Origin of the sequence: Sinorhizobium medicae (genome assembly GCF_007827695.1) — a bacterium.
GTDB lineage: Bacteria > Pseudomonadota > Alphaproteobacteria > Rhizobiales > Rhizobiaceae > Sinorhizobium > Sinorhizobium medicae.
On sequence record NZ_VITA01000016.1, the window covers coordinates 111,885 to 138,026 of the forward strand.

Below are 26,142 nucleotides of genomic sequence, written 5' to 3' on the forward strand. Positions count from 1 at the left end.
AATTACTTCAAATATATAATTAAGTTACTCGCAGGTGTAGACTGCGTATACCCCCCGCACCTATCCCGGAAGGCGCAACCAAGAAGGCAATGAAGTGCCGCTGAACGTTGTCCCTTTGGAGCAGCTTGGCGCCTGCGAGTCTTACGCCCGATGTCGGAACCGGCCCGACTGCTGCGTCCTAGGCTGGGTAACACAATCGAGGAGAACCCGAATGAGAAAGATCATCGTTGGCGCATTCATAAGCCTCGACGGCATCATGCAGGCACCCGGCGGACCGCACGAGGATCCCGTCGGCGGCTTCTACCATGGCGGCTGGGCAGCCCCGTATTTTGACGAGACCATGGGACAGGCGGTGGGCGAGATGTTTTCGAACCCGTTCGATCTACTGCTTGGACGGAAGACCTATGACATCTTCGCCGCACATTGGCCCTATGCGGGCTCCGGCGATCCGATCGGACCGCTCTTTGACCGGATCACCAAATATGTCGCAACGCGCAACCCCAGTCTGAAACTCGATTGGCAGAATAGCCGCCCTCTCGGCTCCGATACGGTTGCAGCGCTCGGTGAGTTGAAAAGTGAGGAAGGCGCCGACCTGTTGACGCAGGGATCGACCGATTTCCTGCAGACCTTGTTTCGCAATGATCTCGTAGACGAGCTGCACATCTCATGCTTTCCGATCGTGCTCGGAAAGGGCAAGCGGCTCTTCGGTGATGGCGCCGTGCCGATGGCTTTGAAACTCGTGGGCTCGAAAGTCTCCGGGACCGGCGTCACGATCAGCAAATACGTCCGCAACGGCCCGGTCGTTACGGGATCGTTTGAGTTCGAGCAGCCGACCGCGGCGGAACTGGAGCGGCGAAGAAAATTGACCTGATCTGGCCACTCCGCCGTGCGGTCGCGGATCGTCGACGCGGGGCTTCGGCCCCGCGGTCTTGCGGCACGGCTCAAGCTCGTCCGACTGACGCAAACGCCTTTCCGGGCGAAGCTATTTCACGACGACGGAGCCCTCGACAATTTCCACTGTCTCGTCGCCTTGAAGGCCAACCCGGTCGCCGCTTGGAGTGGTGAGGAAGCAGCCGCTCAGGCAGAACGTTTCCGTCGCGCCCGCATTGAGTGCCATCTCTACTCGGCTGTCCCCTTCGACGATCACCAGAACAGCAGCCTCGCCGTCCTTGTTTGTCACGGTCGCCGAATTGGCGCCGCCGGCTGACAGCACGGCGGACGCAATAATGATAGCAGATGTTTTCATTGCATTTCGGCGCGCAAGCGCGCCGTCCCCATTTTGGCCGGCCGCCTTCCATTCACGTGAAGACGCCAGCCACCCCTCTAGCCGCAACCAGCCTACCGCAGAAATTCGCGAGGCGTAAACCTCACGGGGAAAAACAATGCAGAGCCCCGATCCGCTTCAGAGGGCACGCGACAGAGCGTAATCGATCCTATGTGTTGCGATGTGCTGCCTGTGCGAAAAACCTATTAGTTGTCCCGGCCCACTTGATCCGTCGATTGTTCACGGTCTATGCGTTTTCGACGCCGCCGGCGTCTCGGTACAAAAAGGGTTACCAGATATGGAGATTTTCACTTCCGCCGGCCTGACGGCGTTGCTGCAGGTCATTGTGATCGACCTGGTGCTCGCCGGCGACAATGCGGTCGTCATCGGCCTTGCCGCAGCCGGCTTGCCGCTGGAGCAACGCAAGAAGGCCATTCTCGTCGGCATTCTCGCCGCCACCGTGCTTCGCATTGTGCTCGCCATCTTCACGGTCCAGCTTCTTGCAATCATCGGACTTCTGCTTGCCGGTGGCCTCCTTCTGCTTTGGGTCTGCTGGAAGATGTGGCGCGAGCTTCGCTCAGGCGGGCACGAACTTGGCGACCTCGAGAACGCGGACAATTCGGGCCCTAGAAAGACTTTCAGACAGGCGGCAACCCAGATCGTCATCGCAGATGTCTCCATGTCGCTCGACAACGTTCTTGCCGTCGCCGGGGCCGCCCGCGAGCATCCAACCGTGCTCGTCTTTGGTCTTGCGCTCTCCATCGCAATGATGGGTATCGCCGCGAGCTTCATCGCGCGTCTGCTCGGCCGCTATCACTGGATCGCTTATATCGGTCTGGCGATCATTCTCTACGTCGCTCTTGATATGATCTACCGCGGCGCGCTGGAGGTCTGGCCACATGTCGTGCCGGTGGCGCAGGCGCTGGCTGGTCTCTAGATCACGTCTGTAAGCTGAGCCGCGTGCAAACAAGAGGCGGCTGGCCGGATCCAGGCCGGATGTGCAGGGAGAAGCGGCATTACCGCTCCTCCCTCACTCTATTGAGCAGTCGAAGTTTCGGGGCGCTGGCGTCCTGCGCTTCGCTTCAGCCAGATCGGACCTTCTCTTCGTCGACAACCGAAGGTTCTTCGTTCGCGCCTTCGACTTCTTCTTCAGGCGTAATGTCCTCGATCTTCATCGGGAACGGCGCCCCTATACCCTCGTCGCGAAAGCGCTCGTAGATCGAGACACGAAGATCGTTGCGCACGCCACCGGCCGTCAGCACGTCAGCGACATAGATGCGCAACTCAAACGTCATTCGATCGTCGCCGAAGGCGGTGAAGCCGACATTCGGGGCTGGATTTTTGAGCACCATCGGATGAGCCGCGGCGATGTCGTGCAGCAGTTCGATTATCCGCCGCGGGTCGCTGTCATAGGTAACCGTTACTGCAATTTCCGACCGGCCGAGCTTGTTCCGATGAGTCCAGTTTCCGACCGAGGCGTTGATGAGCAACGAGTTCGGCATCATGATCGACTGGTGTTGAAAGGTCTCGATTTCGGTTGCGCGGACGGAGATACGCCGCACGAAGCCTTCGGTCGTGCCGCTGACGATCCAGTCGCCTACCTTGAAGGGACGCTCCACGAGAAGGATCAGACCGGAAACGAAGTTGGAGACGATGTTCTGCAGGCCGAAACCGACGCCGAGGGAGAGAGCGCCGGCCACCAGGGCTAGGCTCGAAAGATCAATGCCTGCGGCGGACAGGCCGATAAGCCCGGCAACGCCCACACCCATATAGCCGATTCCGGTACGAATGGAGTTGCGCACGCCTGCGTCGACCCGGCTACGCGCCATGACATTGCGGTCGATCCAACGCTGAACCCAGCGTGTGACGAGAAATCCGAGTGCGAAGAGCAGTATCCCCGCGAGAATGCCAACCAGCGAAATCGTGATCGTACCGACCCTGATTTCCGTCAGCACACGGTAAGTCCAGGATTCGATGTCGGCGGTCTTGAAGCCCCACTGCAACAATATGAGCGGGATGAAGAACGCCAGAACGAGCACATAGATGCCGAGGCCGGCAAAGAGGCCGAACTGATCGAGCGCGACCGGCTCCAGCTGGAAGCGGCGTTCCAGATACCGCCCGGCAACCGTTTCGGCGAAAGCGCCCTGTCTGGACACCGACTTCCCCGTCAGGAGACCGATATAGACAGTGACCAGGATCGCGCTTGTCACTGTGATCTGCGTCGCGATGAAGCGTGCCAGGCCGACATAGCCCGACAAAGCGGTCGCGATGAGGGCCGCACCAAGCAGAAGGAAGGAGAACGAAATCACCCGCGGCCAGGGATGTCCCGGTGCATCATAGGGCTCATCGCCCCTTAGCACGGGCCGGATCCACGCCATCGACATCAGAATGAGACCGATGATGATAGATGCCACGAAGCTCTTGGCAATCGTCAGCACCACCGGAGAGCCGAGAGACTCGCTGATGCTGCCGAGCAGATAGTCGAGGCCGTTGACGAGCGCCATGGCAAAAATCGGCACCATCAACATCTTCGCGCCACGGTCCGAAACACGTACAAGCCGCCAGCTCGACCGGCTCGGCGACAGAACGGCGCTGGCAAGCCTGGCTATGAAGAACAGTACGACGCCCATGGCAAGTGTGATCGCGATAATGGGCGCGATATCAGGACGCAGGATATTGAAGCTGCTGAGGAAGAAATAGCTCGACATGGCAAATGCGGCGAGTGCCACGGTCGGAATGAGCGTCGACCAGAACGCCAGCGAAAGCCGCCGGAAGTAGGTCGGCTCGTCCGCCTCCTCGGGACGCATCAGCACTGGCGAAAAAAGCCTGTAACCGCCAACGAGAAAGAGCAGCGCCGCGCATAGGGAGAGAAAGAGAGCGCTCAGCAAAGGCACGCGTTTGTAGTTCCAGGCGAATGTCAGCCACCCGCCGATGCTTCGCGACAGGGCCATCGCTTCATGGAGCGTTGCCGTGGCGGCCTCGCTCAACATCTCTACCGAAACATCGGTATGTCTCAGCAGGGTATTGGAGAAGATCGCCCGGCGTGTCGCGGTAATTCTGTTGGCAAGTTTCCTCGCCTCGATCGAGAGATTCTCCGCCCTCCCCGTCAGAGCATTGATCGCGCCACGCTCGGCAAGGAGACGTTTGCGTTCATCGGTGATGACCGCGTCTTCCGGCGGCTGTCCCTCACCGGGCGGGTCGCCGAGCTCCGTCAGCCTCGCCTTTATTTCATCGAGCCTCGGACGGGTGGGAACAGAGGCCGCAATGATCTGCTTTGAAAGCTCGTCGACCTGCGCCCTGAGTTCCGCGAGCATGGCATCGTCGTCTTCGACGGCGTTGGTCCGCTCAGTGATCCGCTTCAGCTCTCGATCCGCCTGGGCAAGCTGATCCTCCGCCTGCTGCAATACCGGCGATGCGGCGGCAGACGGCTGATCGCCTCCGGTCCCCGCAGCGGGTCCTGTCGGTGCAGCTTGCGGCGCGGGCTGGGAGGACTGGGCCGGCTGGATGGGTACTGCCGGTTCTGCTGGCCGGCTTTGCCGAGCGCTCGGCTCGGATTCCTGCGCAACCGCGGGTCCGTCGGCTGCGAGCGTCAGCGCACCGAGAGCCAGCAAACCGAGAAATAGGGCGATTGAAAAAGCCCTCACATTTTCGAGGAGATGCAATTTCCTATCCTTCGACAATCCCGCGCGATCAGAACCGCTCCAGGCTCCGCCAGCTCACTGATCTGGGCACGCATAACGGCAAAATGATGCAAACTCTGCGAGACTGGGCGGACCCGGCCGCTCGGCGGTTCAATTCTCTTCGAAATACCTGGCATAGTCCGCGAGCAACTGTTCGAAATCTTCCAGCGGTGGCAGCGCCTTGTAGCTATGAATGGCGGATGTGTTCGCCCAGGGGAGTTTCTCGCATGTCCAGGTCTCGATGAAAGGCCTGTACCAGCGGGCATCATCGAGCAGAGTTGCTCGAAGATTCACGAACCAGTCCATGCCTTCTGGGCGCGTGAACATCCAACTCATGCAGTGAGGGCAAAAATAGTGGCGAGTCGCACCGTGAAGGCCACCGATGACCGGCTCGCCGCTCGTGACCTCGAACCCTTCGCTCGGTATGGCAATGCTCAGCGAGAACGCACTGCTGGTCATTCGCTGGCAGCCCGTGCAATGACACGCCATGGTGACCAGCGGCCGCGCATTCACTTTGATGCGCACCTGCCCGCAGCGACACCCCCCATGCCAGGGCAGTTCTCCAGCACTCATGGCTTCCTCCTGTTACGCAGATGTCCGTCGCGATGCATGTCAGCCCGATCGCCGTTAAGCGGCAAACCATCTCTCACATGGAGAGAGCTCGCATCTAGAACAATTTCAACAAAACTGTGTAGCGGTTTTGCGTCCGGATTGCGTAAAAACAATGGGATAGGCGGCTTTGGCGATACGGAAAGGGCGGAAATACCTAGAATCCGGCGCCTGGCTGGGCGAGATATTCCTCCTCGGCCGCTGAGGAAGTGCGTGCCACGATTTCGTTCCGATGGGGAAACCGGCCGAAACGCTCGATCACGTCCCGATGTCGGATCGCATAGTCGAGGTAGTTGGCGTCTCCAAGTTCGGTGAACAACTTGACCGACATGGTCTGGTCCGTCAGATTTTCGGAGTGCTCGAAGGGCATATAGAAGAAAGTTCGCCATTCCCTGGGTACCGCCATATCGGCACTCGCGCCGATGGCGAGCTTCGCCTCGCGTAAGGCAAGGCAATCCGTGGCAAAGGCCAGCGGCGACCCGCGATACATGTTGCGCGGCAACTGATCGAAAAGGATGACGGCGGCGAGCCAGTTATGCGGCGTCTCGCGCCAGGCATGGTCGAGCTTTCGGGACAAGGCCAGATGCGACGCTTGAAATCGCTGTGCGCATCGCTGGTCGATCTCTGGATCCGGCGTGAACCAGTGGTCGTAGGACAGTTCCGTAAACCAGAACTTCAGCACCTCTTCCGGCGTGCATATCTCGGTTTCGCCAACCACCATCACGCTCTCGCGCCTCCCTGCTGCCTATGCAATTTCTGGTCCGATCATGCCGTTTCCACCGGATACTTGCAACTTGGCGAGAGCCTGGCCTCGGACGTGCTCACGACTATAGAAAAACCGCGCGCAGTTTTTCTATCCCCTTTTAGCGCAGGGGCCAAATCCACATCAGCATCGGCACCGCGACGATCACGATGACGATAGAGAGCGGTAGCCCCAGTCGCGGGTAGTCGCTGAAGCGGTAGCCGCCGGGTCCCATCACCAGCGTATTGCACTGGTGGCCGATCGGGGTGAGGAAGTCCGAGCCGGCGCCGATCGCAACTGCCATCAGGAAGGCGTCCGGCCTGTAATCGAGCGCCGTCGCAAAACTGGCCGCTATGGGGGCCATGACGAGAACCGTAGCGGCATTATTGAGGAAGGGGGTGACCGCCATGGCAGCCACGACCATGATGGCAAGCGCCCCGGCAGGAGGGAGATCAGCAGCCATCCCGCTCAGCCACCCCGCGATCAGATCCGAACCGCCTGTCGTGCGTAACGTGTCGCTGACCGGGATGAGCGCGGCAAGCATGACCAGGATCGGTCCGTCCACCGCACGGTAGACGTCGCGTAGCGGAATAACGCGAAACACCACCATGGCAAGCGCGGCAGCAAAAAATGCGATCTGCACAGGTACGATGCCCAGCGCGGTCGCGCCCATCGCGGTCGCCAGCACAAGCAGGGGCACGGTGGCACGGCGGATGGTGCCCAGCAGGATTTCCCGTTGCGCGAGCGGCAGGCAGCCGAAGTCCTGAAGAAACGAGGGCAACTCCCTGCGGGTGCCCTGCAGCACGACGATATCGCCGGCGCGCAGCCGGATGCTGCCAAGCCTCTGTTTCAACCGTTCGCCCTGGCGACTGACGGCCAAGAGGTTGATGTTGTGATTGTTGAAGAGCGCCAGGCGCTGCGCCGACATGCCGATAAGGGGGGAACCGGTGGCGATCACCGCCTCGATTGCTTCGGTATCGGCTTTCGCCTTGTCGTTCGGCATCGGCGAGCGATCGCCGGAAATCTTGAGTTTCGCTTGGGAAACGATGCGATCGAGCGCCGCAGGACCACCTTCGAGCAGTAGAATATCGTCCAGCTCGATGACGACGTCGGGCAAGGGCGCCAGATGCGTGCCGCGACGGAAGACGGCGATCACGACCGCTCCTCCGTCGCCGATCTTGACCAGATTGCTGAGCGGCTTGCCGATGACAGGCGAACCGGCAGGAACCACCGCCTCGGACGTATAGTCGGTGATCTCGACCGCCTGATCCATGCCGACCTGCTGACTCTTCCGCTCCGGCACCAGCTTGTAACCGAACAGCAGGAACACCGCGCCGACCAGAGCCAGCGAAGCACCGACGGGCGTGAAGTCGAACATGGTGAAGCTCTCACCCGTGAGATCCGCACGCACCCGCGACACGACCACGTTCGGCGATGTGCCGACCTGCGTCATCAGCCCGCCGATCAGCGATCCGAACGCCATCGGCATCAAAAATATTGAAGGCTGCACTTTCGAGCGACGCGCGAACTGGAACGCGACCGGAATCATGATCGCAAGCGCGCCTATGTTCTTTATGAAGGCTGAAAGAATGGTCACCGTGACCACAAGAAGAGCAAGCTGCGCCCTCACGGACTGCAGCTCCGGCAGAAAGCGCTGGATGGCGGCATCGACCACCCCCGAACGCGCCACGCCCGCGCTGACGATGAGCGCGCTGCCGACGATGATGACGATATCGTCGCTGAACCCGTCAAAGGCGTGATCGAAGGGAACGATGCCGACGGCAACGGCGAGCATCAGCGCCGAGCAGGCCACGATATCGTAGCGAAACCGCCCCCACATGAAGAAGATCATCATGATGCCGAGCACGATAAACGAAAGGGACTGTTCGGCGGTCATAGATCGTACCTAAGCAGCGACTCGTCAGGGAACCGGGTAGTGTTTGCGGACCCACGCACCAACGCCGAACCAAGCGCGCGATACCCTCGGAAGGTACGCATGAGTTCCCGCGGGCATGGGCAGGGCTCGGCCATTACATCCTTCAAAGATTCCTGCCTATGCAATCGAAAAATCGCAAAATCCCCCGCGAAACGCGAGAGGTCGCCGCAAGCACGCGGAATGTCCTGCTTTTTCTTCTCGTCGTCGAGTAAGGTCTAAGCCGATGTAACTCATATGGGCCAAGCATGTACATGATCTGTCACGCGATGCAATCCGCAGCCTACCGCATCTTTCTTCCGGTCGGAACAGATTTAGGAAATCCGCAAGGATTGAACGGGCCGGCGCGTTCATGTGCGTGGTAGAGTTGCGTCAGCGCGCAACGGTCTTCCATTCAAAATTGCTTGGAAGAAACATTCGGGCAGCCCGCCTTCGGAGAAACGGATAAATGCTTTAACGGAAAATGCTCTGAAAGCCGTCGTGCTGGAGGTTTATGATGAGAATCGCTTTACTTCCCTTCTGCGTAGTCCTGGCGCTCGGCGCCTGCACATCGACGCAAACGGTCGGCTACGGCCCCAACCTGGAACCGATGCCGGGCAGCATCACCTATGGTGGTCAGCCGCGCACGAAGCTGACGAAGGCCCCGGTCGGCAGCATGGTGCCGCATCAGTTCTTCGACACCTATGGTCATCGGGTTTACGAAACCTATGTCATTAATCCGGACCGTTCGCTGCGACTGACCAGCCGCCGCATAGATTACGACATCTTCAGCGACTGAACGGCGGCGTGCATACACACAAGTGGCGAGGATCGTCATGAAATACGCTCTTCCTGTCCTGTGCGCGCTCATGCTCTTGAGCGGCTGCGAATCGACCTCGGTGGGCTATTCCGCCTATCTGGAGCCGATCCCCGGCAGCATCACCTATGGTGGCCAGCCGCGCACCAGGCTCACCAAGGCGCCCGTCGGCAGCGTCGTACCGCACCAGTTCATCGACCGGTTCGGCCGCCGGGTCTACGAAACCTACGTCATCGAGCCGGACCGGTCGTTGCGGCTGGTAAGCCGCCGTTACCGTGATCTCCCCCTTTTCGGGGACGACTGAGTTGGTGGCATTTTTGGCCCGGAGCGCTTCTGGTTCTGTGTCCCGGTTTCGGGACGCAGAGCGTCGGAAGGTGCGAACGCTTGATGTTTCAACGAAATGCCGGAAATACTCTAACCAGCTTTCGTCAGCATCAGCACGCGTCTTGCCGCATCGGCAAAGGTGACACCGAGCGCGGCTCCAGCCATGCCAATGACGCCGAGAGCGCCCATCCCCATCAGTTTCCATTTGCGCACGTCGTCGGTCACCGGCTTCATGGAGGCGATATCGTCCTTGACGAGCATCATCGATCCCTCGAGCGTTCGCATTCGCTCGACCACTTCGTCCATCCGGCGCGTCATCGTCAGGCGCCCCGCATCGGATCTGTCTTCCGAGCGGCGCAGGTCCTCCCGCAGGTTCTTCACCTCGGCGACGAGAGTGCCCAGTTGCTGGTGAACGCCTGCGTCAATCATGGCCGCGCTCCCCATGCTTGACACATTCCGAACGCGTCCAGACCGCGGCGGCGCAGAGGCCCACCACGGTGCGGTCGATCCTGCGCTGATCAGCCTGCGTGGCACCGCGCACGCCGGCAAGCTCAGTCCCCACGATGCCGCGAAGGCCGCTCACATCGGCCGGTCCCGAAATTCCACAGCCCGCCAGTAGTAGAACAGGTATCAAAATCAAGGCGCCTGGCGTCAGCGTTCCTCTCTGCTTCATCGTTCTGCCTTTCAATTGAGGTGCGGATCGCTTGCGCGGCATCCGAACGAATTTCGTGCACCGCCCAGGAAATTGCGGCGAGTATCAGCGCGCCGCAGCCAGATTGCCCCACGGGATCATCATCGCGTGAGGCCCAGTGCATCGCGAACCGCCGGCATGGACCAGATGGCGTAAACGGCAAAGCCGATGATCGCTGCGAGAATGGCAAGTTGCACCCGCCAGTCCAGCGCCACCAGGTTCAGTTCCTTCAGCGCAGTGAGGATCGTACCGCCGGCGGTCAGCAACCAGGTCCAGAAGCGTCCGGAGCGGGAAACCGGCTTGCGCGTCCGCACCGGAGCAACAGGCGCCGCCTCGATCTCCCGGTTTGCCTCACCCAATTGCTTTGACGCCGCCAGAGCCGCGCCAAGAACCCCTTCCAGCCTCTCCGGCCGCACCAGCGCCCTGTTCTGCCCGTCACCGGCATAATAGGACTGTCCGCGCCTCACCCGCTGCCGGCTTCCCTTGCTATCGGTCAGCACCGGCAGCGACGCCCATTCCATGGCTAGGCGCCTGGCAAACTCCGCACGTCCTATTTCGCCCGCGAGGAAAGCGGCAAGACCGCGGCGGTTCAGAAGGTGAAGGGCCAGCCTGTCCTGAAGCGCGGCATCGAACCGATGATCGCCGCGCAGCCATGCCACCTCCTTCAGGAGCCCTGCCAAAGTGGCCCGCATGAACTGATAAGCGCCCGCAGCGCCCGAACCATGCGCTTTGGACCATCCCTTCTGCGCGGCAAGCACCTGCGCAACCGTCATTGCCGTCAGCGGCTTCGCCAGCCCTCCCTGATTGTGTCCGTAGATCACGTCGTAAGACGCGCGGCCGCTGCTGCCGACTTCCGCCTCGCGGATAAACTCGAGCAGCATCGCCGCGCCTTGAGGCACGGTGTTTGTCATTGGGTTACCTTTTTTGCTTAAAGAAAAACCCCGCTCATGGCGGGGTTTTGAGGCCGTTCGTTTATGAAGCCGTAGGCCAACAGTCACAGTGACTTTTCGCCGAGGATCGGCGGGTGAGCGATGTAATCGATGCGCGGAGAGCCAGGCTCTGCGCCGAAGAGGTGCGAGGGACGGGGCATCGGGGGAATGCAAACGTGTTGTCTTTTCGAACGAACTCGGGTGCCCACGGATCGGCTAAACGCCGCGCGAGCAACAAACGGTCGCCGTCGCAGCGGTCAACGGCAATTGCTGGCGACAAGAGGAAACGCGCGTCGTCGCCGACCGGGTGACGGGGGCGAACGGTTAGCTGGACCGTTAGCCTGTTAGATCCTATGAAAATGAAACGTCTTTCTGTCTTGGGTTTCGGCAACAAATCCCTTGGAAACAAGATGGTTTCTGATTTCATCCACCTTCTCCTGACCGATGATATGCGGGTGGAGCTCCACGAGAATATGTCTGATCGCAGCCAGACCATCCGACATCAGCAGCTCATGCTCGCCACCCTCGACGTCCATAACCAACACGTCCGGTGAATGGCTTCGCAAGACATCGGCGAAAGGTATGCTTTCGATCTCTATCATTTTTCCGCTAATCCCCCGGTCGAAAGCGCTTGACGAAATGATGTTGTCCGAAGCGTTGAATAATAACCGGCGACCGTCACGTGTCACAGCAGCCATGTGAAGGCAAGGATTAACGCGGTTGAGTTGGAAGTTCTCTCGGATAAGAGCCTCGATAGTGGGATTGGCCTCGTAAGTGTTGACCTTTTCTGGACCACAAATTTTTGCTGCCAAGAGCGAAATAAACCCGAGACCGGTGCCGAACTCCACAACTCTGTGCCCCGGCTTTAATATCTTTAGGAGAACGTTTCGCTCTGTGTCCTCATACACTTCGCGGTACATCAAATCCCGGAGATAGTGCGGTATCCGTCCTTTGTCCGAAATAAGAGTAACGCCATCAATTGTGACGGTCCTGGCGTCCACGAGATAGCGATACTTCTTGCGCAATGAGCGTGCGAGCCTTTTCATCGCGCCCTCAAGGTGGCGTTGCTAGCGTGACTGTCCAAAGTGGAAGCGTCATTTCGGACGACACTCAGAAGCAAATTTCTCATTGCGCGACCTCCCTCGTCTCGATTCTTCCGCGTTTCCTGATGAGCTTGGCCGGGACACCGGCGTAGATGCCCAAAGGTTCCGTCTGGCCCCGGACGACGGAGCCGGCGGCAATTACACACCCGCGAGAGATATGTGCTCCATCCAAAATAGTGACGTTGGCCCCGACCCAGACATCGTCCTCAATGACGATGCCAAGCTTCGTCAGCCCCTGAGCGCGAATGGCCGTGCCAGGGTCACTGAAAACATGATTGGCCGGAATGATGACGCACCCCGCTGCGATGCGCACACTGTTGCCAATACTCAGGCCGCCATGCCCGTACAGCACAGAATAGGGGTTTAAGCTGAAATCGTCTCCGATGCTGATAACTCCGCCATACGGAATGAGCATGGAGCCCCTCCGTAGGCGACATTTCCGACCAACCGTGATCCTCCCCGCCTCACGTAAATCCAGAACAGCCCCGCGCTCGATACGACATTTGGGGCCGATTGAAATGCGCCCGCGCGACCGGACCCAAAGCCACAAGCGGAAAAAATCACGAACCTGCATGAGCATCCAGGGGTGTTAGAGAACTCCCGCGCACGTTTACAAGGTTGCGAGGCGCCTTGGCAACCGAGAATACCAAGGCCATCGGCACCTTATCGTTGCGGGTCGCCTCGATTTTCGCACATCCCTTCGAATCGAATTTGAAAAACATAGTGGTGAACTTTTCCGGCAAAAACCTGACAGTGTCAGGCTTATAACAGGAAGTTTTTTCATTTAATGTGACAAAAAGTTACCTCGCTAAGATAAATCGAAAATACAGCTGCCTCCTTCGTAGACTCAACTAACTTGATGTTTTACTAGAGCTAAAATGTCTGAAGCCCAACAAAATATCATGGATGAAACATGCTTCTTTTTGATTTATTCTTAATATTGAAAAAATTAAGTCATTCTATACGCCGAAGCATCGTAGGAAAACAGAAGCTTCATGAAAGAAATTATCGAATTTCATTTGACAAGATTCCTAAAAAGATTCCTCACATCATTTGGATCTACTGGGATAAACCAGTAGCGTACGCCCCTGAAATAGTTCTATATGCGGTATCTTCCTGGAAAAAGAAGAATCCATCGTGGGATGTACGAGTTCTGAGTGACTCAAACGTGGGCGAATTCGTCGACCTTCCGCCGCACCGAAATGACCGCAAAATTCAATGGCGGGCCGACCTCATCAGAATCGCTCTTCTCCGGAAGTATGGTGGGGTATGGGTCGATGCCACCACGTTTTGCGTCAAGCCCCTGGATGAGTGGCTTCCAACGTTGATGGGTAGCGGCTTTTTCGCGTACGTCGACAGCTATCCTGGCCGAGCTGTGACCATATCGTTCCTCGCCGCCGTGCCGCAGAACTATCTCGTTGCGAAGTGGTCGCGATTGATGCTTCGGTACTATTCGAAGCGCGGTAAGCTGCGTCACTATTTTTGGGTGATGTACCTGTTCGAGTATATCATACGAACGGACCGCAAGGCCTGCGCCATATGGGAGGCCACACCGAAACTCACTCTCAAAGGGCCCGTCATTTTAAAGCGCTTGCTCACCCAGCCAAGCCTGGTGGAGCGGATCCCTGAAGATATTGATGAGACCGCCATTCCATGGCTGAAGATCAGCTCCGGTACCAAGGTGACGAATCAGGAAATCCTTGAGGCAATAGAGAGCCGCAGGGACTTCGATTTGCGCAGGGTAGCTGAAATCGAGTGCCAGAAGCACCCATCAGAGCTCTAGCGCCGCCGTCCACATGGCGTCGATCTGCTCGTCTGTCAGATCGAGCGCTGCACCCACCGTCGCCACGAGCGGATGCGTCCGATGGTAAGACGTGGCGTATTCCCACTCGATCATAGCGGCTTCTTTCTCAAGTCCGTCTGGCAGTCCTTCAAGGGCGGCTGTCACCTCGTTCGGCGAGACGCCCGCGCCGACAAGGCCGAGCCGCATTTGTCGCGCAGCGAGAGCCGGCATGTTCGCGCGGATTTCTTCGGACGTCGGTGGTTGAGGAGGAACATAGACATGCACCGGCGCATCCGGGTTTTCGCTCAACCATTTGCGGATTTGCGGGTTAACCCCGTGCGGATCGTTTAGACTGGAGCGATATGAGACCAGCTCAGGTTCCGTATTTTCAAACCACTGTATTTTTACTTCAATATCGTATGTTCCAGCCCCGATTTCAGTATCCGAAATTTTGAGTATCTCGGTAACCCTTGGGTATTCAACATTACTGTTCTCAATAACCATCTACGCGACCCTCTGAAATATCTGTCGATTTTCGGAAGCAGCCCCTCGTGCTCTCCACGTTCCTGTAAGAATAGAACCTGTCCCTCCGAGGTCGTAATCGACGGTGTTGTTGTACAACCTAATTGTCGTTGTCGCGTTGCGGTTAATTGCACGAGAGAAGAATACGGAAATTACGTGACCTATCGGGAGATTCGTATCGTTGACACCGGTGCCCTGGTGAACTTCCGCGGCCGTAAACCCCAACGCGTGCGTATGGCTCGTGCTCGTAACGGAGTTGCCGGTCGAATTGTTGATATTACCCGGCGTTCCCAGCGTAAGCGTCCGGTTTGCCGAAAGGTCGCCGCCGCCCGTGAGGCCGTTGCCGGCGGCTATGCTGCGCGCTTCCGGAGTGATCCCCAGCCCGTCGTAATTGCCGGCAGTAATGATTTGGCTTCCGAACAGGTAGCCGACGTTGGAGCTGGCATTGAGCTCGAGGGCATGTGGGGTTTCCCACGTGCCGGAATTGTCGCGGTCGGCGAGCACGTAGAACCTGTTGCTGTCGACGTAGGCCCAGAAATCATAGGCATCCGTATTGGTGTCGCTGAATCTGACGCGAGGGCTACCCCCGGAGATCTCTATTTCATTGCCGGTTGTCGTGATCTTCCCGCTGGTGCTCAGCGTCGTGATCCCGTCATAGGCACCGGAAATCCGGGCGTTGGGGAGCGTACCCGTCGTCAGGTTCGAAGCGTTGTTCGCCCCAAGGTTCGATCGCGCCGTTGCCGCATCCGTTGCCCCTGTACCCCCCTCGCTGACGGCCAGTGCCGTCTCGAGCGTCAAGGCGCCGCTGGAGGAGATGCGGGCGACTTCGTTCGTGCCGGAATGAAAGACGTGCTCGGAAGCGGAAACATAGTTCAGCGTGTTGCTGGTAATGGAGAAGCCGTAGTTCGTTCCCCAAAGGGCAAGGTGTCGTGACAGATCGGTTGAGGATGCCGCAACCGCCGATCCGAAGTCGACTCCCTCTGTGAACTGCACGTCCCCGGTGAAGGTCTTGCCTCCCATCGAACTCGGCAAGCGCGCATCGGCGATCGTGCCGGAGCCGAGATCGGCCGCCGAACCGGAAGATGCGATCGCAGCCAGCCCGAGTGTCGACTTCACTGCCGCGGCGTCCGAATCGTCCAGAATGGTCCGCGCAAACGGCGTCAGCGCAGTCGTCGCATAAGCATCGGCTGCCGTCGTATAGATCATGCGATCGGCAGCCGTCGTCAGGCCGGCAATCGATTGCAGACCAGCGTCATGCGCCTGCACGTTCGTGCCGATCGCGAGGCCGAGATTCGTCCGCGCGACACTCGCCGAGGTCGCCCCCGTGCCGCCTGCCGTGATCGGCCGCGCCGCATTGGCGTCGGCGGTCAGGTCATCTACAAGCGCGTTATACGGCACGGATTGTATCGTGGTGTTGGACACACCCTTCGTCCCCGCAGGCGGGGAATAGACTCCACCAGTTCGTGGCAATGTAGCCTCCATGGAAAAGGTAATGTGGGCGAAAAGCAGCACGTCCGCTCAACCTGCGGCGGTCCTCTGCGATCTTGATCGGGCGGAACGGTCTATTCCCACCGCGGGTTGCGCCGGGCCTCTGCTGACTGCACCTGCTGCTCGTAGAGCCTGTGCAGAACCGCCCTCTCCTCGGGCGAGAGCCAGGGATTGCCCATGGCCTCGAGCAACGGCATCAGATCGGCGGCTTGCGCCTGTGCCTGTTGCCGCCGGCCGATCGCCTGCGCCTGCGCCACCTGCTCGGGCGAGGCAGGCGTGCCGTCCATCAGCGCCGGCATGATGCCGCCCTGGGCATTGGCGAGCTGCCGAGAACCCTGGAACTGCGCCGGAATTGCCTGTTCCGGGGGACGCGCATTCGGCGGCGTCAGGGAGGGAGCCGCTATCCGGTCGTCCGCTTCCTTGCCTGGGAACGAAGGCACGAAGGGCGAGTGGGACGCCGGAGGCGGCGGAGGCATTCCTGCCGGCGGCTCGGCTCTGCCGGCCTCTGTCGGCTCACCCCGCGGGCCGAGCACGTTCATGAACTTGCGGCCATAGGTGCCGACATCGGTTCCCAGCGCGTCCTTGCGGCTCGTCTTGCCGACGCCGCCCGGACCGGCAAACCATGCCTGCGCGGCGCCTTCCGGTCCGAATTCCTGCACATAGGCATTGAACTTGTGGTCGAAAATGGCGTCCTGGATTTCGGGGCTCGACAGGAACTCTTCCGGCGTCACCTCGCGCCCCAGCGCCTCGCGGGACCAGGGTCCGATATTCGCTTCCATGATCTGGTATCGCCCGAGCGGACGCCCAAGTTTCGGATGCATCGGTCCGATAGCCGTATAGTCCCCGCTTCCTGCGCTCTCCAGCGAGGCGATGGCGTCGCGATAATGCGAGGAGTTTGACGGAGCCGCTGCGGATGCGCTCGCATTGGAGACCTGCCGGTCCGGCATGCCGCCAAGAGCCCCGTCATAGGCGGCGCGGGCAGCGCTGCGGCCCTCGTCTTCCGCCCTGTCCGCCCGGCGGTTCATGATGCCTGCGACGATGCCCGAGCCCAGTGCGTTCAGTCCCTCGCCGATGTTTTTCGGTGCGGCCGTCCCCATGATCGCCATGGCAAGTTGGCGCTTGCGCCTGACGGATTCGGGTGTCTCTCTCGTATTGCCGCCGAACAGGTAGGAATTCGCCATCAGTACAGACCTCCGTTTCGGCCCTGGTTGAGGAATTGAGCGGCCCGGCCGAGCCCTTCGCGGGACCAGGGCCCGATTGCCGTCACCAGGTCCTGGAAGCGGTTATCGCCCTGCGCAGGTCCGGCCGCATTGTAATTTGCAAGTCCGGGCTGCGACGGGCGCCTTTCGGGCGCGGGAGGGAATGCTGCCTGGCGCTTGGCATACCCTGCCGCAAGGCCTGCGCCGAGCATGCTCATTCCGCCCCCGATCGTCTGTGCGAGGGGCTGCCCCAGGATTTTCTCCTGAAGCCGCTTCGCAAGCTGCTCGCGCGCTTCCTTGGGCATCGCGCCCCGATATCCGAAATAGCCGTTCATTTGCCTCTCCCTGCGTTGAAGAGCAGTCCGTAATCCACGCGCCGCAGGCCATCGGCGCCCTTGGCGACAGCGTCGGGGCGCACTTTTTCCACCTCCTGCGCCATCACGCCTATCCGCTTGGGAGCGTTCCTGCCTTCACCTTTGTACCTGTACTCGTAGAGGCCGCCGACTTTCTTGATGTCCTTCTTCGCGCGCTTGTCCGAGAGGCTGGCCAGTTGCCCGCCGAAACCGAGCATGCCGCCAAAGAGGTTCTGCATCGTGCTTTGCTTCTGCTGGTAGGCGCCCATCTTGTTGGCATAGTCCTGTTGCACCAGCCCGGCATAATCGACGGTCGGCATGGGGTTGCTCTGGGTCGGCACGAAGCTCGGGCTGTCGACCTGCGCCCCGGACATCAGCCCGACGATCTCGTTGATCGGCTGGTTGCGCTGCGCGTAAAGCTCGTTCAGATATTGTGCCCGCTCCTGGTTTTGCAGGTTGTACTTCGCCTGCTGAGAATTGAATCTCTGATCCGCCAGAGCATTGTTGCCGCCCGTCGCCGTGTTCTGGTTCTGGTACTGCTGCTGCAGGGCGTCGTTTCCGAACTGCGCCGCGGTCAGTCCCTGGTTGAATTTCTGCTCCTGACCTGCATTGTTGGCCTGCATCTGCGCCTGGTTCTGCGAAAACTGCTGCTGCTGAGCGGCGTTTCCCATCTGCATGTCGTTCGCGTTCTGCGCGTATTGCTGTGCCTGCGCCGAATTGTAGAACTGGGCCAGTCCGGTCATCTGGTCGTAGGCTTGCTGCTGTGCCGAATTCTGGAACTGCGCCTGGTTCTGCGCCAGACCGGCGATCCGCGATTGCTCCTGCCCGGCACTCAGGGTTGCCCCTATCCGGGCGTCGTTCGCCGCGCGGTTCGCCTCGTCCATCGCACGGTCATAGGCCTCGGAGCCCGGCTGCAGTCCCTGGTTGGTCAGCTTCGTTTCAAGGGCGGCGCGGTCCCGCTCGATCTGCGGGCTGAGGCGGTCCATCAGCGCCTGTTCGTATTTCGACGTGTCGATGTCGAAATCATAGCTCTCGGTGATGTTCCCGGCATTGCCAAGCGAAGTCTGGATCTTGCCGCTGTCCGCAACCTGGCTCTGTATGGAACCGGCACCTGCAATCGAGCTTTGAACGTTGCCGGCATTTGCGAGGCTGGTCTGCAGCTTCGGACCGCTCGTGAAGCTCTGATACTGCGGCAGCCCGATCGCGTCCGACTTTCCGGCCGCTGGAGCGCCGGATATGTCGAACTTACTGGCGAGAAGGCCGTTGAGCTTTCCCGATTGGGTGTTGGCAAGCGTCGCCAGGTTCAGCTGGGCGGCGTCCTCCTGGTCCTTGATCGCCTGCTGCGCGGGCGAAAGTGTCTGTGTCGCCGTCGGAACCTTGAGGTCGTATTCTTTCCCGCTGAGAGGATCGGTCCACTTCTGAGTGTTATAGGTATAGGTCAGGTTGCCGTCTGGCGTGACCTGGTTGGCGTTGCCCATGACGTTGTTGGCAACCGCGGTTCCGATGTTCGTCGCAGTCTGCGCGGACGCCGTTTGCTTCGGGTCCGGTGCTTCCGGAGCGGATCCGTAAAGGCCCATGATTCAATCCTTTATCCAATCTTCGACGGTCTCTCCCGAGCCGGCATGGCAGAGGTCGAAAAAATCTTCCGTAGTGGCTTTGGCGTGATCGTAGCCGCCGGCGATCGCGGCAACGGCGGTGACGATCGAGCCCACCGCTTCGCGCATGACGAAGCCGAATTGCCGCTTTACCGGATCCCGGGCGGACCGCCATTCGTCGCTCAACTGCCATTGCACGATCACGTTGTTGATGACCGGCGCCAGGACGGCGGCGTGCTCGATGAAGAAAGAATTCTGCGGCAGCCGCGTCAGCGTCCGAACCAGGAGCCAGCAGACATTCCTCTGGCGGTTCTCTTCCTCATCGACGATGTCGTCGGCAAGCCGTGCGATCGCGGCGATCTCTGCCAGGAATTCGGCGGCCGCCCCGTCACCGCGCGTCCAGCGCAGAAACGCCGCGCGGATAGTCTCGGGATCGTTTGGAAGCATCAGGCACTGGCCTCGCCCACCGAAACCTGAACCGTTGCGAGGTCGACCTCGATATCGAGCTTGAAATCCCCGCCGGAGGTGATGACGCAGCCGACCCCGATCATGTCGCCCGTCGCGCGGACATTCTGCCGGAAGTCGTAACGCTGCACTTCGGATACGCCGTCCCAGATGGCCCTGTCCCAAAGTCCGACGTCCCATTCCGACGAACTTGCTTCGCCTTCCGTTGACGTGGTGAATGTGGGCGTCGACCGATCGTAATCGGCACGGGCGAACAGCCGCACCTTCGGCGCGGACTTCGCCCGGAAATACATATGCGCCATCGTTGCCGTCGCCCTCTGCCCGAATTGCGTTGCCGGCGAGAACTGCGAAAGATAGGTCGCCGAGAAGCTCAGCCCGTCATCCGTACCGCCCGCATCGCCCTGCCACATGTAACCGTCGAGCGAGCCGAAGAAGAGGCCGCCCTGCAAGGTCTCGTAGCAGAGCGCCTGCCAGTTGCTGATCGTCGACCAGCGCCCGGTCAGCACGTTCAGGACAAAGGTCGTGTCCGCAACGACGGTGTTTTCGGGAAAGGCCACGAAGACCAGGTTCTGCTCCGGCCACTGCTTCAGCGTCCAGCCGGTTCCAGTGGCGTTGGCTGCCCTGCGCCAGTCGTCCTCGATCGGCCGCGAGACGGAAACGAGCGACAGGGCCTGCCGGTCGCGCTGGAAGACCTGCGACATCGGCGTGAGCCCGTCCGTCGTGGCAATCAGGATGTCGGCCCCTGCCCTGATCCACCCGTTTTTGCCGAGCGGCCGCCCGATCTGGTAAACGCCCTTCAGTGCGAAATCCGATGCGCTCGAAGGGTCCGACCCTGCATAGACGGCAATTTCGCCCTCGGTCGAAAGGAAGACACAAAGGTCCGAAAGGCCGTCGCCGCTTTCCAGCGACCAGGAGAAGCCCGTCAGCAGCGAGCCGCCCTTTTTCATCACCCCGCCAAGGGGGAAGACGACGGCGGCCCCGCCGACGGCGTTCACCGGCAGGTAATAGGCATCCAGCGTGCCGTTCTTGAGGAAAAACTCCCTGTTCTTGAACAGCCAGCCGTAATTGAGCTGCGCCATAGTGGTGCCGTCGGTGAACGTGATCGCCGGGGCCGTCGTCCAGGTGGTACCGTTGTAGAGCCGCCGGTCGTTGGCGCCGTTCAGGCAGACGAGCCACGACGTGCCCGCATTGCTATGCTGGAAGGCGCACCAGTCACCGCCGCTCATCCCCGAAACCTCCGCCGCCGTGGTGGCGGGAGGGGTGGCCGGAGCGGTCATGTTGTAAATGCCGGCATTCGTCGCCATGAACAGCTTTTCATTGCTGCCATATTTGTATTTGAAGGCGCTCCTGATGTCGCCGCCGTCGGCCGCCAGTCCTTTCCTCTGCGATCCCCCACGGATCTTGCAGCCCATCAGGGTCGGGAAGAAGTTGCGCAGCACCGTTGCCGAGCCCGGCTGCTGCGATGCCATGTCGGCCGTGGTGACGAGGCCGCCCCTGGGGGCAGGAAAAGTCACCGGCTGCGAAGTCTGCTGCCGGCCGAGAGAGACAGGCCCGCGATTGGATTGCCCTATACGGGCCGGTCTTGGCTGAATTCTCATCCTGCCCCCCTGTCGGCATTGATCTCCTGCGCGAGGTCGGCTTCGAACTCGGCGAGATTGTCCTCATAGGCGAGCCCCTTCTGCCGCTTCCAGCGCCAGACGATGCCCTTGAGCAGGAGGCGCTCGGGAAAGAGCGTCGTGTCGTCATCCGCCGTAAACGTCGCCTGCGGCCCGTCCGGATCGTGCAGGACCCAATTCTTCGAAACATAGTCGATGACGGCGCCCTGAGCCGCCGATGCGGGCGAGAACTGCACCTGCCCGGCCCTTATGAAGAAATAGGGCTGCATCGAAGGCATCCCGGCGATGACCGCCCATTGACCGCCATTGGTGACGGGTCGGACGAAGGCTTTTTCGGCGGTCCGCACAGAGCCGCCGGGCGTCAGGCGCTGGAAATCATCGGGAAGGTTCTCGGAAGCAACGGCAACCCTGTGCTGCCGCAAGGTCTTCTGCCAGTCTGCCCGCCGCGCGATCTCGTCGCCGGCTTCCTGCGCGAGCGCAACCATCGTCATCGCGTTAGGCTCGGCGGACCCATACACGTTATCGAAAGGCGAGAGCGAGACGACGTCGCAGACCTGGTTGATTGCGGTAAGCAAGGTCATAGCTCGCCCTCCCGCGTCCTTTGTCCGTTGGCGCCGTATCCGGCAAGGCCGTTGGTCCCGGCGGCAATCCCGGTAACGCCAAAACCGCCGATGCTGTTGAACTGTATGGTATTTTTCAGCTTCGGATGGGTATTGACATACTGGCGGATGCGGGCTGCTGCCTTCGGCGCAACTGTCTTGATATAGTTCGGAGCGGCCATATAGGCCCGGATCGCCTCAGCCACCAGCTCATTGCGCACATGTTCGCCCCAGTACTTATTCTGCTCGGGGCCAAACCTCTTGCCATAGCTCTGTGGGTTGTTCAGGTCGTTGTAGATGGTTCGAAGTTCTTTATCGATACCATCAGTTGGCATTTTGCCGGCAATGGCATCGATTGCATGTGCAAGCTCATGCGCGACAACGCGCCCGGCTTTGTCTGCCGGCAGGGATTTATCGTAAAAGATATCTTGACTCAGTACGTCCCCTGATCGTCGATCTCTGTCGACCACGTACCGTCCCGCATCGCCTGCGATCGCACTCTTCGCAACCGCCTTAGGGCGTCCGCCCGTTCCTGCCTTTCCGATTTCGTCATATGCTTCCGCTGATAGGCCGGTATCGCCTCCGCCAACGACCGTTCTACCGGCGACATATCTTGCGGTAAGCGGTCTTCCGTCCATGTCCAGGCGGAGTCTTCCGCTTTCGTCCGCAATGCCTCCCGCTGCTTCATGTCGTGGATCTCCCGGCCTGTAATCAGCCTCGAATGGCCGAGGCTGTTTGACTGGAGGATCATATATTCGTGCGCTGCGAGAGGCAAGAAAACCAGCGTCCTGCGTCTTCTCTGCCGTCATGCCCAGCGCCTTGTCGACCGGGGGCGCCATGACAGTATCTGCTCCTGCGATCGCCGAACGCCCGCCTTTCACAGCCGCGCGGAGTGCCGGTGCCGGCAACATCCCCAACGCCTCGATAACCGCCTCGCCGTAATTGCCATCCGCAACGGAACGTCCCGTCTCTTCCGCCGCAAAACCCATGCCTAGCGGCGTGAAGTCAATGCCGGAGAGCCCCTCACCGCCCAGACCCGCCGACCCTATAAGATCAGTCACAAGCCGGCGCTTATAGACGGAGGGGCGTCCGTCTCCGAGAATCCAGTCGGCAAGTTGATCGCGCAGCGTCGGATGATAGGTGCGCAACACGGCACCGCCGCTGAGGCTTCGCGGCATCGCCGCCAGGTCTTCTCCGGAGAAAGCAGTGGCCGCCGCCCGCGACGGAGAGCCGTAGGGAATGTCGACGGCAAATTGCCGCGCTCCCCCTGCGCCTCCCGGCTGCGGCGGCATGCCGCCGAGGATCATGGAAACGATCTGCTTCTTCCTGGCTTCGCTCATGGCGTTACTCCCCCGACGACTGTCTGCGCATTGCCCCAGCGGCTGCGCTCGTCTTCGATCCTGAGCCCGCTTATTGCGAGCATCATCAGCTGCTGCGCGGCGGTAGCGCCGTCGACATCCTTGCCCCAGATGGCGATCTCGTTGACCAGCGCGAAAAGGTAGACGTCTGGCGCCTTCTCCAGCAGCCAGTTCGTCGGGTTCGACGGCGTCAGGGCCGGAATGCGGGCGTAATAGGTAATGGTGAGACCCTGGTCGGACACCGACCGCACCTTGATCCTTCTGCCGACAATGGAGTAGCCGGCCGGCTGCACGCCGTTGCGATCCCTGTAGCCGTTCGTGAGCTGCTGCAGCGGGACCGCACGAATGGAGACTCCGGCCCCGCTCCTGACCTCCCTCGCCTCGAGGAAGTCCGCCGGAAGCGTACCGTCGCCATCGGCCAGCGGGATTGCGGCGGTCACCTCCATGTCGGCGACGCGAAGCCCGCGGTTGAGTTTCAGCTCCGCAAGTCCGAGAAAACGCGGGAAATTGTGGGCGATATCCTCGCGCCCCGAATATTCGCCGGCATCCACCAGGAGGGAGCCGTAGTCCGAAATGGTCATAGATGGCCTTCCTTGGTACGCCAGGCGCGGTTGTCGGAGTTGTTGAGGAACCGCTTGACGAAGCGGTCGTCGCCCTCGCTATGCGCCTGCACGAGGCCGGCCCCATGGGCGACGTTGAGGGGGATCGAGGCGACGCGATGCCAGTCGCCTTTCCAGGCACGTTCGGCGCTGTTCCGTATTCCGGCATTCTCACTCATGAGATTGTCGACGGGGTAGTCGACGCGAAAAACGTCCTTCTCCCCGTCGAAATAATGCCAGACCGACCGGCCCGTCATTTGGTCGTAATCGTAGAGCGACCACGAACCATCACGGATGATCATTCGGTATCTCCGGGCAGCGGGTCCGCTCTCGAAGCCTTGCCTTGCTGGATAAGGGCCTTCGCCGCCTTCACCGGAAGGTCGAGAACCGTCCCCTTCGATACCCGTCTGTCGCCGGCCGCCCACACGTCGTAGAGCAGCTTGACGGGCGTGGTCTTCTCTTTGGCTTCTGCCATGTTCGTCTCTCCTGAAACGGAAAAGGGCGAGCCGAAGCCCACCCCTGGTTGATGATTCCGGTCGAAGCGATCCGCTTCCGGTGCTAAGGCCGCGGGTCGTCGACAGCCTTCGGCTCGCATGGGTACAGCCGCAGCTCTACGGCCTGTTTGTCTACGAGGGATAAGCTTGCCTGCGCGCGCCCGCCTCGACATAGACGCAATCTATGCGATAGTTAAGGATAGATTCAACCTTCGGCGAATCGCTGTTACCGCACACGGCAACTGGGAGCACGATGAAACGCGAACATTCGTTTTTACTCGGCGCCACTGGCGCAATCGCTTTGGGCTTGTCGCCCGATTATGCCGCCGCGTTAGCATATATTACCTCGGAATTCGTGCCGTTCGAATGGGCCATCCTCACCGCCATTTGTATCACCTCGCCATTGTTGCCTGTTGCTCTGGTCGCCGCCCATATCTTCACCGGCATGCGCATACATTGGCTTCTTGCATCGTTTCTCTTTGGACTGATCGTGCTCTTCGGCACTCTGGCATCGCTGGTATGGGTGGCGGTCACTTTTGTGCTAAGCCTTTCATTGGCGCATGGTATGACGCTCACGCTGGGTCTCGCCTCTTCCCTTTTTCTCGTTTCCTCGGTCAGTTCGGCAGACGCGCGGTTGTGCTTCGGCTGGGTCCCGATAGGCCTTGCCGGCCTCTCCGGCCTCTGGTCTCTCCTGATGGCCGGGCTGGTCGTCTTGAGCTCCATTGTTATTGCGGATGGCAAGCCCTTCTGCGTCGCGCAAGCCTCAGGAAACAGAGTGACGGGCGTTGCGGCTGTGCGTGGATTCGCGCTATACGCGACAGAGGCGACGCACGGCCTGACATTCGAATATCATGCTGTGCTGGTGGTGGAAGGCAGCGAGCAGAAATATAACTGGTCATACGCGAAACATCGTTTCGTCGAGACCGGCTACCCTACGTCCGCCATGGAAAAATGCACGCCCGTAGAGGGTTTTTGGATCACCGCGGGGCTGTTTTAGTTTCATGCACGTTCCGAACTCAACTCGGGAATGAAGCTGCCGGTTCCGCCAGCACCGAGGGACCGCCGAAGCGGCAGTTCATTCGGTCCAATGCGCAAGAACATCCTGCAGCGATGCGCGGCCGCGAACAGCCTTGTCCCAGAATGGCAATGCGTTTGGCGATTCGCTTGAACCCGATCCGATCGCTTCGACCCGCCGCTCGCTCTTCCGTCCGCCTATTGGCTGCCGTGGCGCTGGCGGGGCCGGCGGGGGCCTTGCGCCGACCGGAGACAAGCCGGCAGACCCCTCCTCCGCTTCAAGACTCAACCCCTTAGCCCATAAGCGCTCGTGCGGGGTATCGAACCCTGTATGGTTCTCGAGCCTGTCCTCGGATTTCAAGGCATGCGGATACATTCGCTCGCCGCATCGACCCTCTACCCACTGATCGTCCTGCTCGGCACATTGATCTCGCTGGTAACGCCCTGGTCAACAGCGCGGTGCCGAGCCTCTCGATGTGGCACGGTATGGCTCTCTCGTTTGGCCTGGCATCTTCCATTTGTCTCGTCTCCTCCGCACAATCGAAGGACGTGAGGCTGTATTTCGGGTGGGTTCCGATGGGACTCGCGAGCCTCGCCGGTCTTTGGTCTCTCCTGACTGCGGTGCTGGTCGTCTTGAGTTCCATCGCGACAGTCGGCGGCCAACCGTTCTGTATCGTGCGGGAAGAGCAAAGCGGCGAAGTGGCGGGCATGGCGGACGTGCGCGGCTTCTCGCTCTACGCTACGCATACGGAGCGCGGTATCATCCATGACTTCCATGCCGTTCTGGTGGTGGAAGGCAGGGAGCAAGATTATAACTGGTCGTACACGAGACTTCGCTTCGTCGAGACCGATCACCATACGGCCGCTATGAAACGGTGCACGCCCGTACAGCATTTCTGGAGCGACGTGGCGCCGTTTTAGAGCAATCCCGGAAACGCATAGGCGGTCCTTGCGTCCGCGCGCGAAGCGGGGGGATTGCGAAAGGA

29 protein-coding genes are annotated in these 26,142 nt (G+C 60.2%); 7 read left to right on the forward strand and 22 right to left on the reverse strand.

All coding sequences use genetic code 11. The annotated features are described in order from the left end of the window. Positions 1 to 211 precede the first annotated feature (211 nt). Positions 212 to 871 carry a dihydrofolate reductase family protein gene (locus FB009_RS24030; RefSeq protein ID WP_011975935.1) on the forward strand — a complete coding sequence of 220 codons (660 nt, stop codon included), beginning with the start codon at positions 212 to 214 and terminating at the stop codon, positions 869 to 871. Between the two features lie 111 nt (positions 872 to 982). Here FB009_RS24030 and FB009_RS24035 read toward each other — a convergent pair whose 3' ends face one another. Further along, positions 983 to 1,246 carry a hypothetical protein gene (locus FB009_RS24035; RefSeq protein ID WP_018012378.1) on the reverse strand — a complete coding sequence of 88 codons (264 nt, stop codon included), beginning with the start codon at positions 1,244 to 1,246 and terminating at the stop codon, positions 983 to 985. 316 nt (positions 1,247 to 1,562) lie between these two features. On the opposite strand from FB009_RS24035, the gene FB009_RS24040 reads away from it, so the two are divergent. Next, positions 1,563 to 2,201 carry a TerC family protein gene (locus tag FB009_RS24040; RefSeq protein WP_011975937.1) on the forward strand — a complete coding sequence of 213 codons (639 nt, stop codon included), beginning with the start codon at positions 1,563 to 1,565 and terminating at the stop codon, positions 2,199 to 2,201. A gap of 145 nt (positions 2,202 to 2,346) precedes the next feature. Here FB009_RS24040 and FB009_RS24045 read toward each other — a convergent pair whose 3' ends face one another. From FB009_RS24045 to FB009_RS24060, 4 genes are all read right to left on the reverse strand, one after another. Beyond that, positions 2,347 to 4,926, reverse strand: a complete 2,580-nt coding sequence (locus tag FB009_RS24045) for a mechanosensitive ion channel family protein (RefSeq protein ID WP_011975938.1) — start codon at positions 4,924 to 4,926, stop codon at positions 2,347 to 2,349. Positions 4,927 to 5,055: 129 nt separating this feature from the next. Further along, positions 5,056 to 5,517, reverse strand: a complete 462-nt coding sequence (locus tag FB009_RS24050; protein WP_011975939.1) for a GFA family protein — start codon at positions 5,515 to 5,517, stop codon at positions 5,056 to 5,058. Positions 5,518 to 5,710: 193 nt separating this feature from the next. After that, a complete protein-coding gene (locus FB009_RS24055) occupies positions 5,711 to 6,274 on the reverse strand; it encodes a DUF924 family protein (RefSeq protein ID WP_011975940.1) in 564 nt (187 codons plus the stop codon). A gap of 142 nt (positions 6,275 to 6,416) precedes the next feature. Then, positions 6,417 to 8,192 (reverse strand): SLC13 family permease, encoded by a 1,776-nt coding sequence (locus FB009_RS24060; protein WP_145161997.1) that lies wholly within the window; start codon positions 8,190 to 8,192, stop codon positions 6,417 to 6,419. Positions 8,193 to 8,724: 532 nt separating this feature from the next. Between FB009_RS24060 and FB009_RS24065 the strand changes: the two genes are divergently transcribed. After that, complete coding sequence (locus FB009_RS24065; protein WP_011975942.1) at positions 8,725 to 9,006, forward strand: membrane protein; 282 nt, start codon at positions 8,725 to 8,727, stop codon at positions 9,004 to 9,006. A gap of 37 nt (positions 9,007 to 9,043) precedes the next feature. Beyond that, positions 9,044 to 9,328: a membrane protein gene (locus tag FB009_RS24070; protein WP_011975943.1), complete on the forward strand. Its 285-nt coding sequence runs from the start codon at positions 9,044 to 9,046 to the stop codon at positions 9,326 to 9,328. A 110-nt stretch (positions 9,329 to 9,438) separates the two neighbouring features. On the opposite strand, the gene FB009_RS24075 is transcribed toward FB009_RS24070, so the two are convergent. The 5 genes from FB009_RS24075 to FB009_RS24095 form a co-directional block, all read right to left on the reverse strand. Next, the gene (locus FB009_RS24075; RefSeq protein ID WP_018012371.1) at positions 9,439 to 9,777 is read right to left on the reverse strand and encodes a DUF1515 family protein; all 339 of its coding nucleotides are present in this window, start codon (positions 9,775 to 9,777) and stop codon (positions 9,439 to 9,441) included. Next, positions 9,770 to 10,021: a hypothetical protein gene (locus FB009_RS24080; RefSeq protein WP_024311624.1), complete on the reverse strand. Its 252-nt coding sequence runs from the start codon at positions 10,019 to 10,021 to the stop codon at positions 9,770 to 9,772. Before FB009_RS24080 ends, FB009_RS24075 begins: the two co-directional genes overlap by 8 nt. Positions 10,022 to 10,140: 119 nt before the next feature. Beyond that, positions 10,141 to 10,950 (reverse strand): lysozyme family protein, encoded by an 810-nt coding sequence (locus FB009_RS24085; protein WP_024311625.1) that lies wholly within the window; start codon positions 10,948 to 10,950, stop codon positions 10,141 to 10,143. 362 nt (positions 10,951 to 11,312) lie between these two features. Then, a complete protein-coding gene (locus tag FB009_RS24090; protein ID WP_011975947.1) occupies positions 11,313 to 12,014 on the reverse strand; it encodes an FkbM family methyltransferase in 702 nt (233 codons plus the stop codon). A gap of 79 nt (positions 12,015 to 12,093) precedes the next feature. Further along, positions 12,094 to 12,486 (reverse strand): acyltransferase, encoded by a 393-nt coding sequence (locus FB009_RS24095; RefSeq protein WP_018012368.1) that lies wholly within the window; start codon positions 12,484 to 12,486, stop codon positions 12,094 to 12,096. A 498-nt stretch (positions 12,487 to 12,984) separates the two neighbouring features. Between FB009_RS24095 and FB009_RS24105 the strand changes: the two genes are divergently transcribed. After that, entirely contained in the window at positions 12,985 to 13,854 is an 870-nt protein-coding gene (locus FB009_RS24105; protein WP_153423751.1) for a capsular polysaccharide synthesis protein, read from the forward strand. Here FB009_RS24105 and FB009_RS24110 read toward each other — a convergent pair. From FB009_RS24110 to FB009_RS32825, 12 genes are all read right to left on the reverse strand, one after another. Next, positions 13,843 to 14,358, reverse strand: a complete 516-nt coding sequence (locus FB009_RS24110) for a hypothetical protein (protein ID WP_011975951.1) — start codon at positions 14,356 to 14,358, stop codon at positions 13,843 to 13,845. The genes FB009_RS24105 and FB009_RS24110 overlap by 12 nt on opposite strands. Then, positions 14,359 to 15,858, reverse strand: a complete 1,500-nt coding sequence (locus tag FB009_RS24115) for a hypothetical protein (protein ID WP_145162003.1) — start codon at positions 15,856 to 15,858, stop codon at positions 14,359 to 14,361. Positions 15,859 to 15,938: 80 nt separating this feature from the next. Beyond that, entirely contained in the window at positions 15,939 to 17,045 is a 1,107-nt protein-coding gene (locus tag FB009_RS24120; protein ID WP_011975953.1) for a hypothetical protein, read from the reverse strand. After that, the gene (locus FB009_RS24125; protein ID WP_011975954.1) at positions 17,045 to 17,398 is read right to left on the reverse strand and encodes a hypothetical protein; all 354 of its coding nucleotides are present in this window, start codon (positions 17,396 to 17,398) and stop codon (positions 17,045 to 17,047) included. The genes FB009_RS24120 and FB009_RS24125 overlap by 1 nt, the downstream gene beginning before the upstream one ends. Next, positions 17,395 to 18,993, reverse strand: coding sequence for a tail fiber domain-containing protein (locus FB009_RS24130; RefSeq protein ID WP_011975955.1), 1,599 nt, complete (start codon positions 18,991 to 18,993; stop codon positions 17,395 to 17,397). The genes FB009_RS24125 and FB009_RS24130 overlap by 4 nt, the downstream gene beginning before the upstream one ends. A gap of 3 nt (positions 18,994 to 18,996) precedes the next feature. Then, positions 18,997 to 19,458, reverse strand: coding sequence for a hypothetical protein (locus tag FB009_RS24135; RefSeq protein ID WP_018208176.1), 462 nt, complete (start codon positions 19,456 to 19,458; stop codon positions 18,997 to 18,999). Beyond that, positions 19,458 to 21,074: a hypothetical protein gene (locus FB009_RS24140; RefSeq protein ID WP_011975957.1), complete on the reverse strand. Its 1,617-nt coding sequence runs from the start codon at positions 21,072 to 21,074 to the stop codon at positions 19,458 to 19,460. Before FB009_RS24140 ends, FB009_RS24135 begins: the two co-directional genes overlap by 1 nt. After that, positions 21,071 to 21,673, reverse strand: coding sequence for a phage adaptor protein (locus FB009_RS24145; protein WP_011975958.1), 603 nt, complete (start codon positions 21,671 to 21,673; stop codon positions 21,071 to 21,073). The genes FB009_RS24140 and FB009_RS24145 overlap by 4 nt, the downstream gene beginning before the upstream one ends. Further along, positions 21,670 to 23,031, reverse strand: coding sequence for a hypothetical protein (locus FB009_RS24150; RefSeq protein WP_011975959.1), 1,362 nt, complete (start codon positions 23,029 to 23,031; stop codon positions 21,670 to 21,672). Before FB009_RS24150 ends, FB009_RS24145 begins: the two co-directional genes overlap by 4 nt. After that, positions 23,028 to 23,630, reverse strand: a complete 603-nt coding sequence (locus FB009_RS24155; protein ID WP_011975960.1) for a phage adaptor protein — start codon at positions 23,628 to 23,630, stop codon at positions 23,028 to 23,030. Before FB009_RS24155 ends, FB009_RS24150 begins: the two co-directional genes overlap by 4 nt. Then, positions 23,627 to 23,950, reverse strand: a complete 324-nt coding sequence (locus FB009_RS24160) for a hypothetical protein (protein ID WP_011975961.1) — start codon at positions 23,948 to 23,950, stop codon at positions 23,627 to 23,629. The genes FB009_RS24155 and FB009_RS24160 overlap by 4 nt, the downstream gene beginning before the upstream one ends. Next, on the reverse strand, positions 23,947 to 24,123 hold the full coding sequence (locus FB009_RS32825; protein ID WP_164497527.1) for a hypothetical protein: 177 nt from the start codon (positions 24,121 to 24,123) through the stop codon (positions 23,947 to 23,949). Before FB009_RS32825 ends, FB009_RS24160 begins: the two co-directional genes overlap by 4 nt. Positions 24,124 to 24,395: 272 nt before the next feature. On the opposite strand from FB009_RS32825, the gene FB009_RS24170 reads away from it, so the two are divergent. Together FB009_RS24170 and FB009_RS24175 are read left to right on the forward strand one after the other, a co-directional pair. After that, positions 24,396 to 25,139 (forward strand): hypothetical protein, encoded by a 744-nt coding sequence (locus FB009_RS24170; RefSeq protein WP_011975963.1) that lies wholly within the window; start codon positions 24,396 to 24,398, stop codon positions 25,137 to 25,139. Positions 25,140 to 25,732: 593 nt separating this feature from the next. Next, entirely contained in the window at positions 25,733 to 26,077 is a 345-nt protein-coding gene (locus FB009_RS24175) for a hypothetical protein (RefSeq protein WP_162304059.1), read from the forward strand. Positions 26,078 to 26,142: the final 65 nt, after the last annotated feature.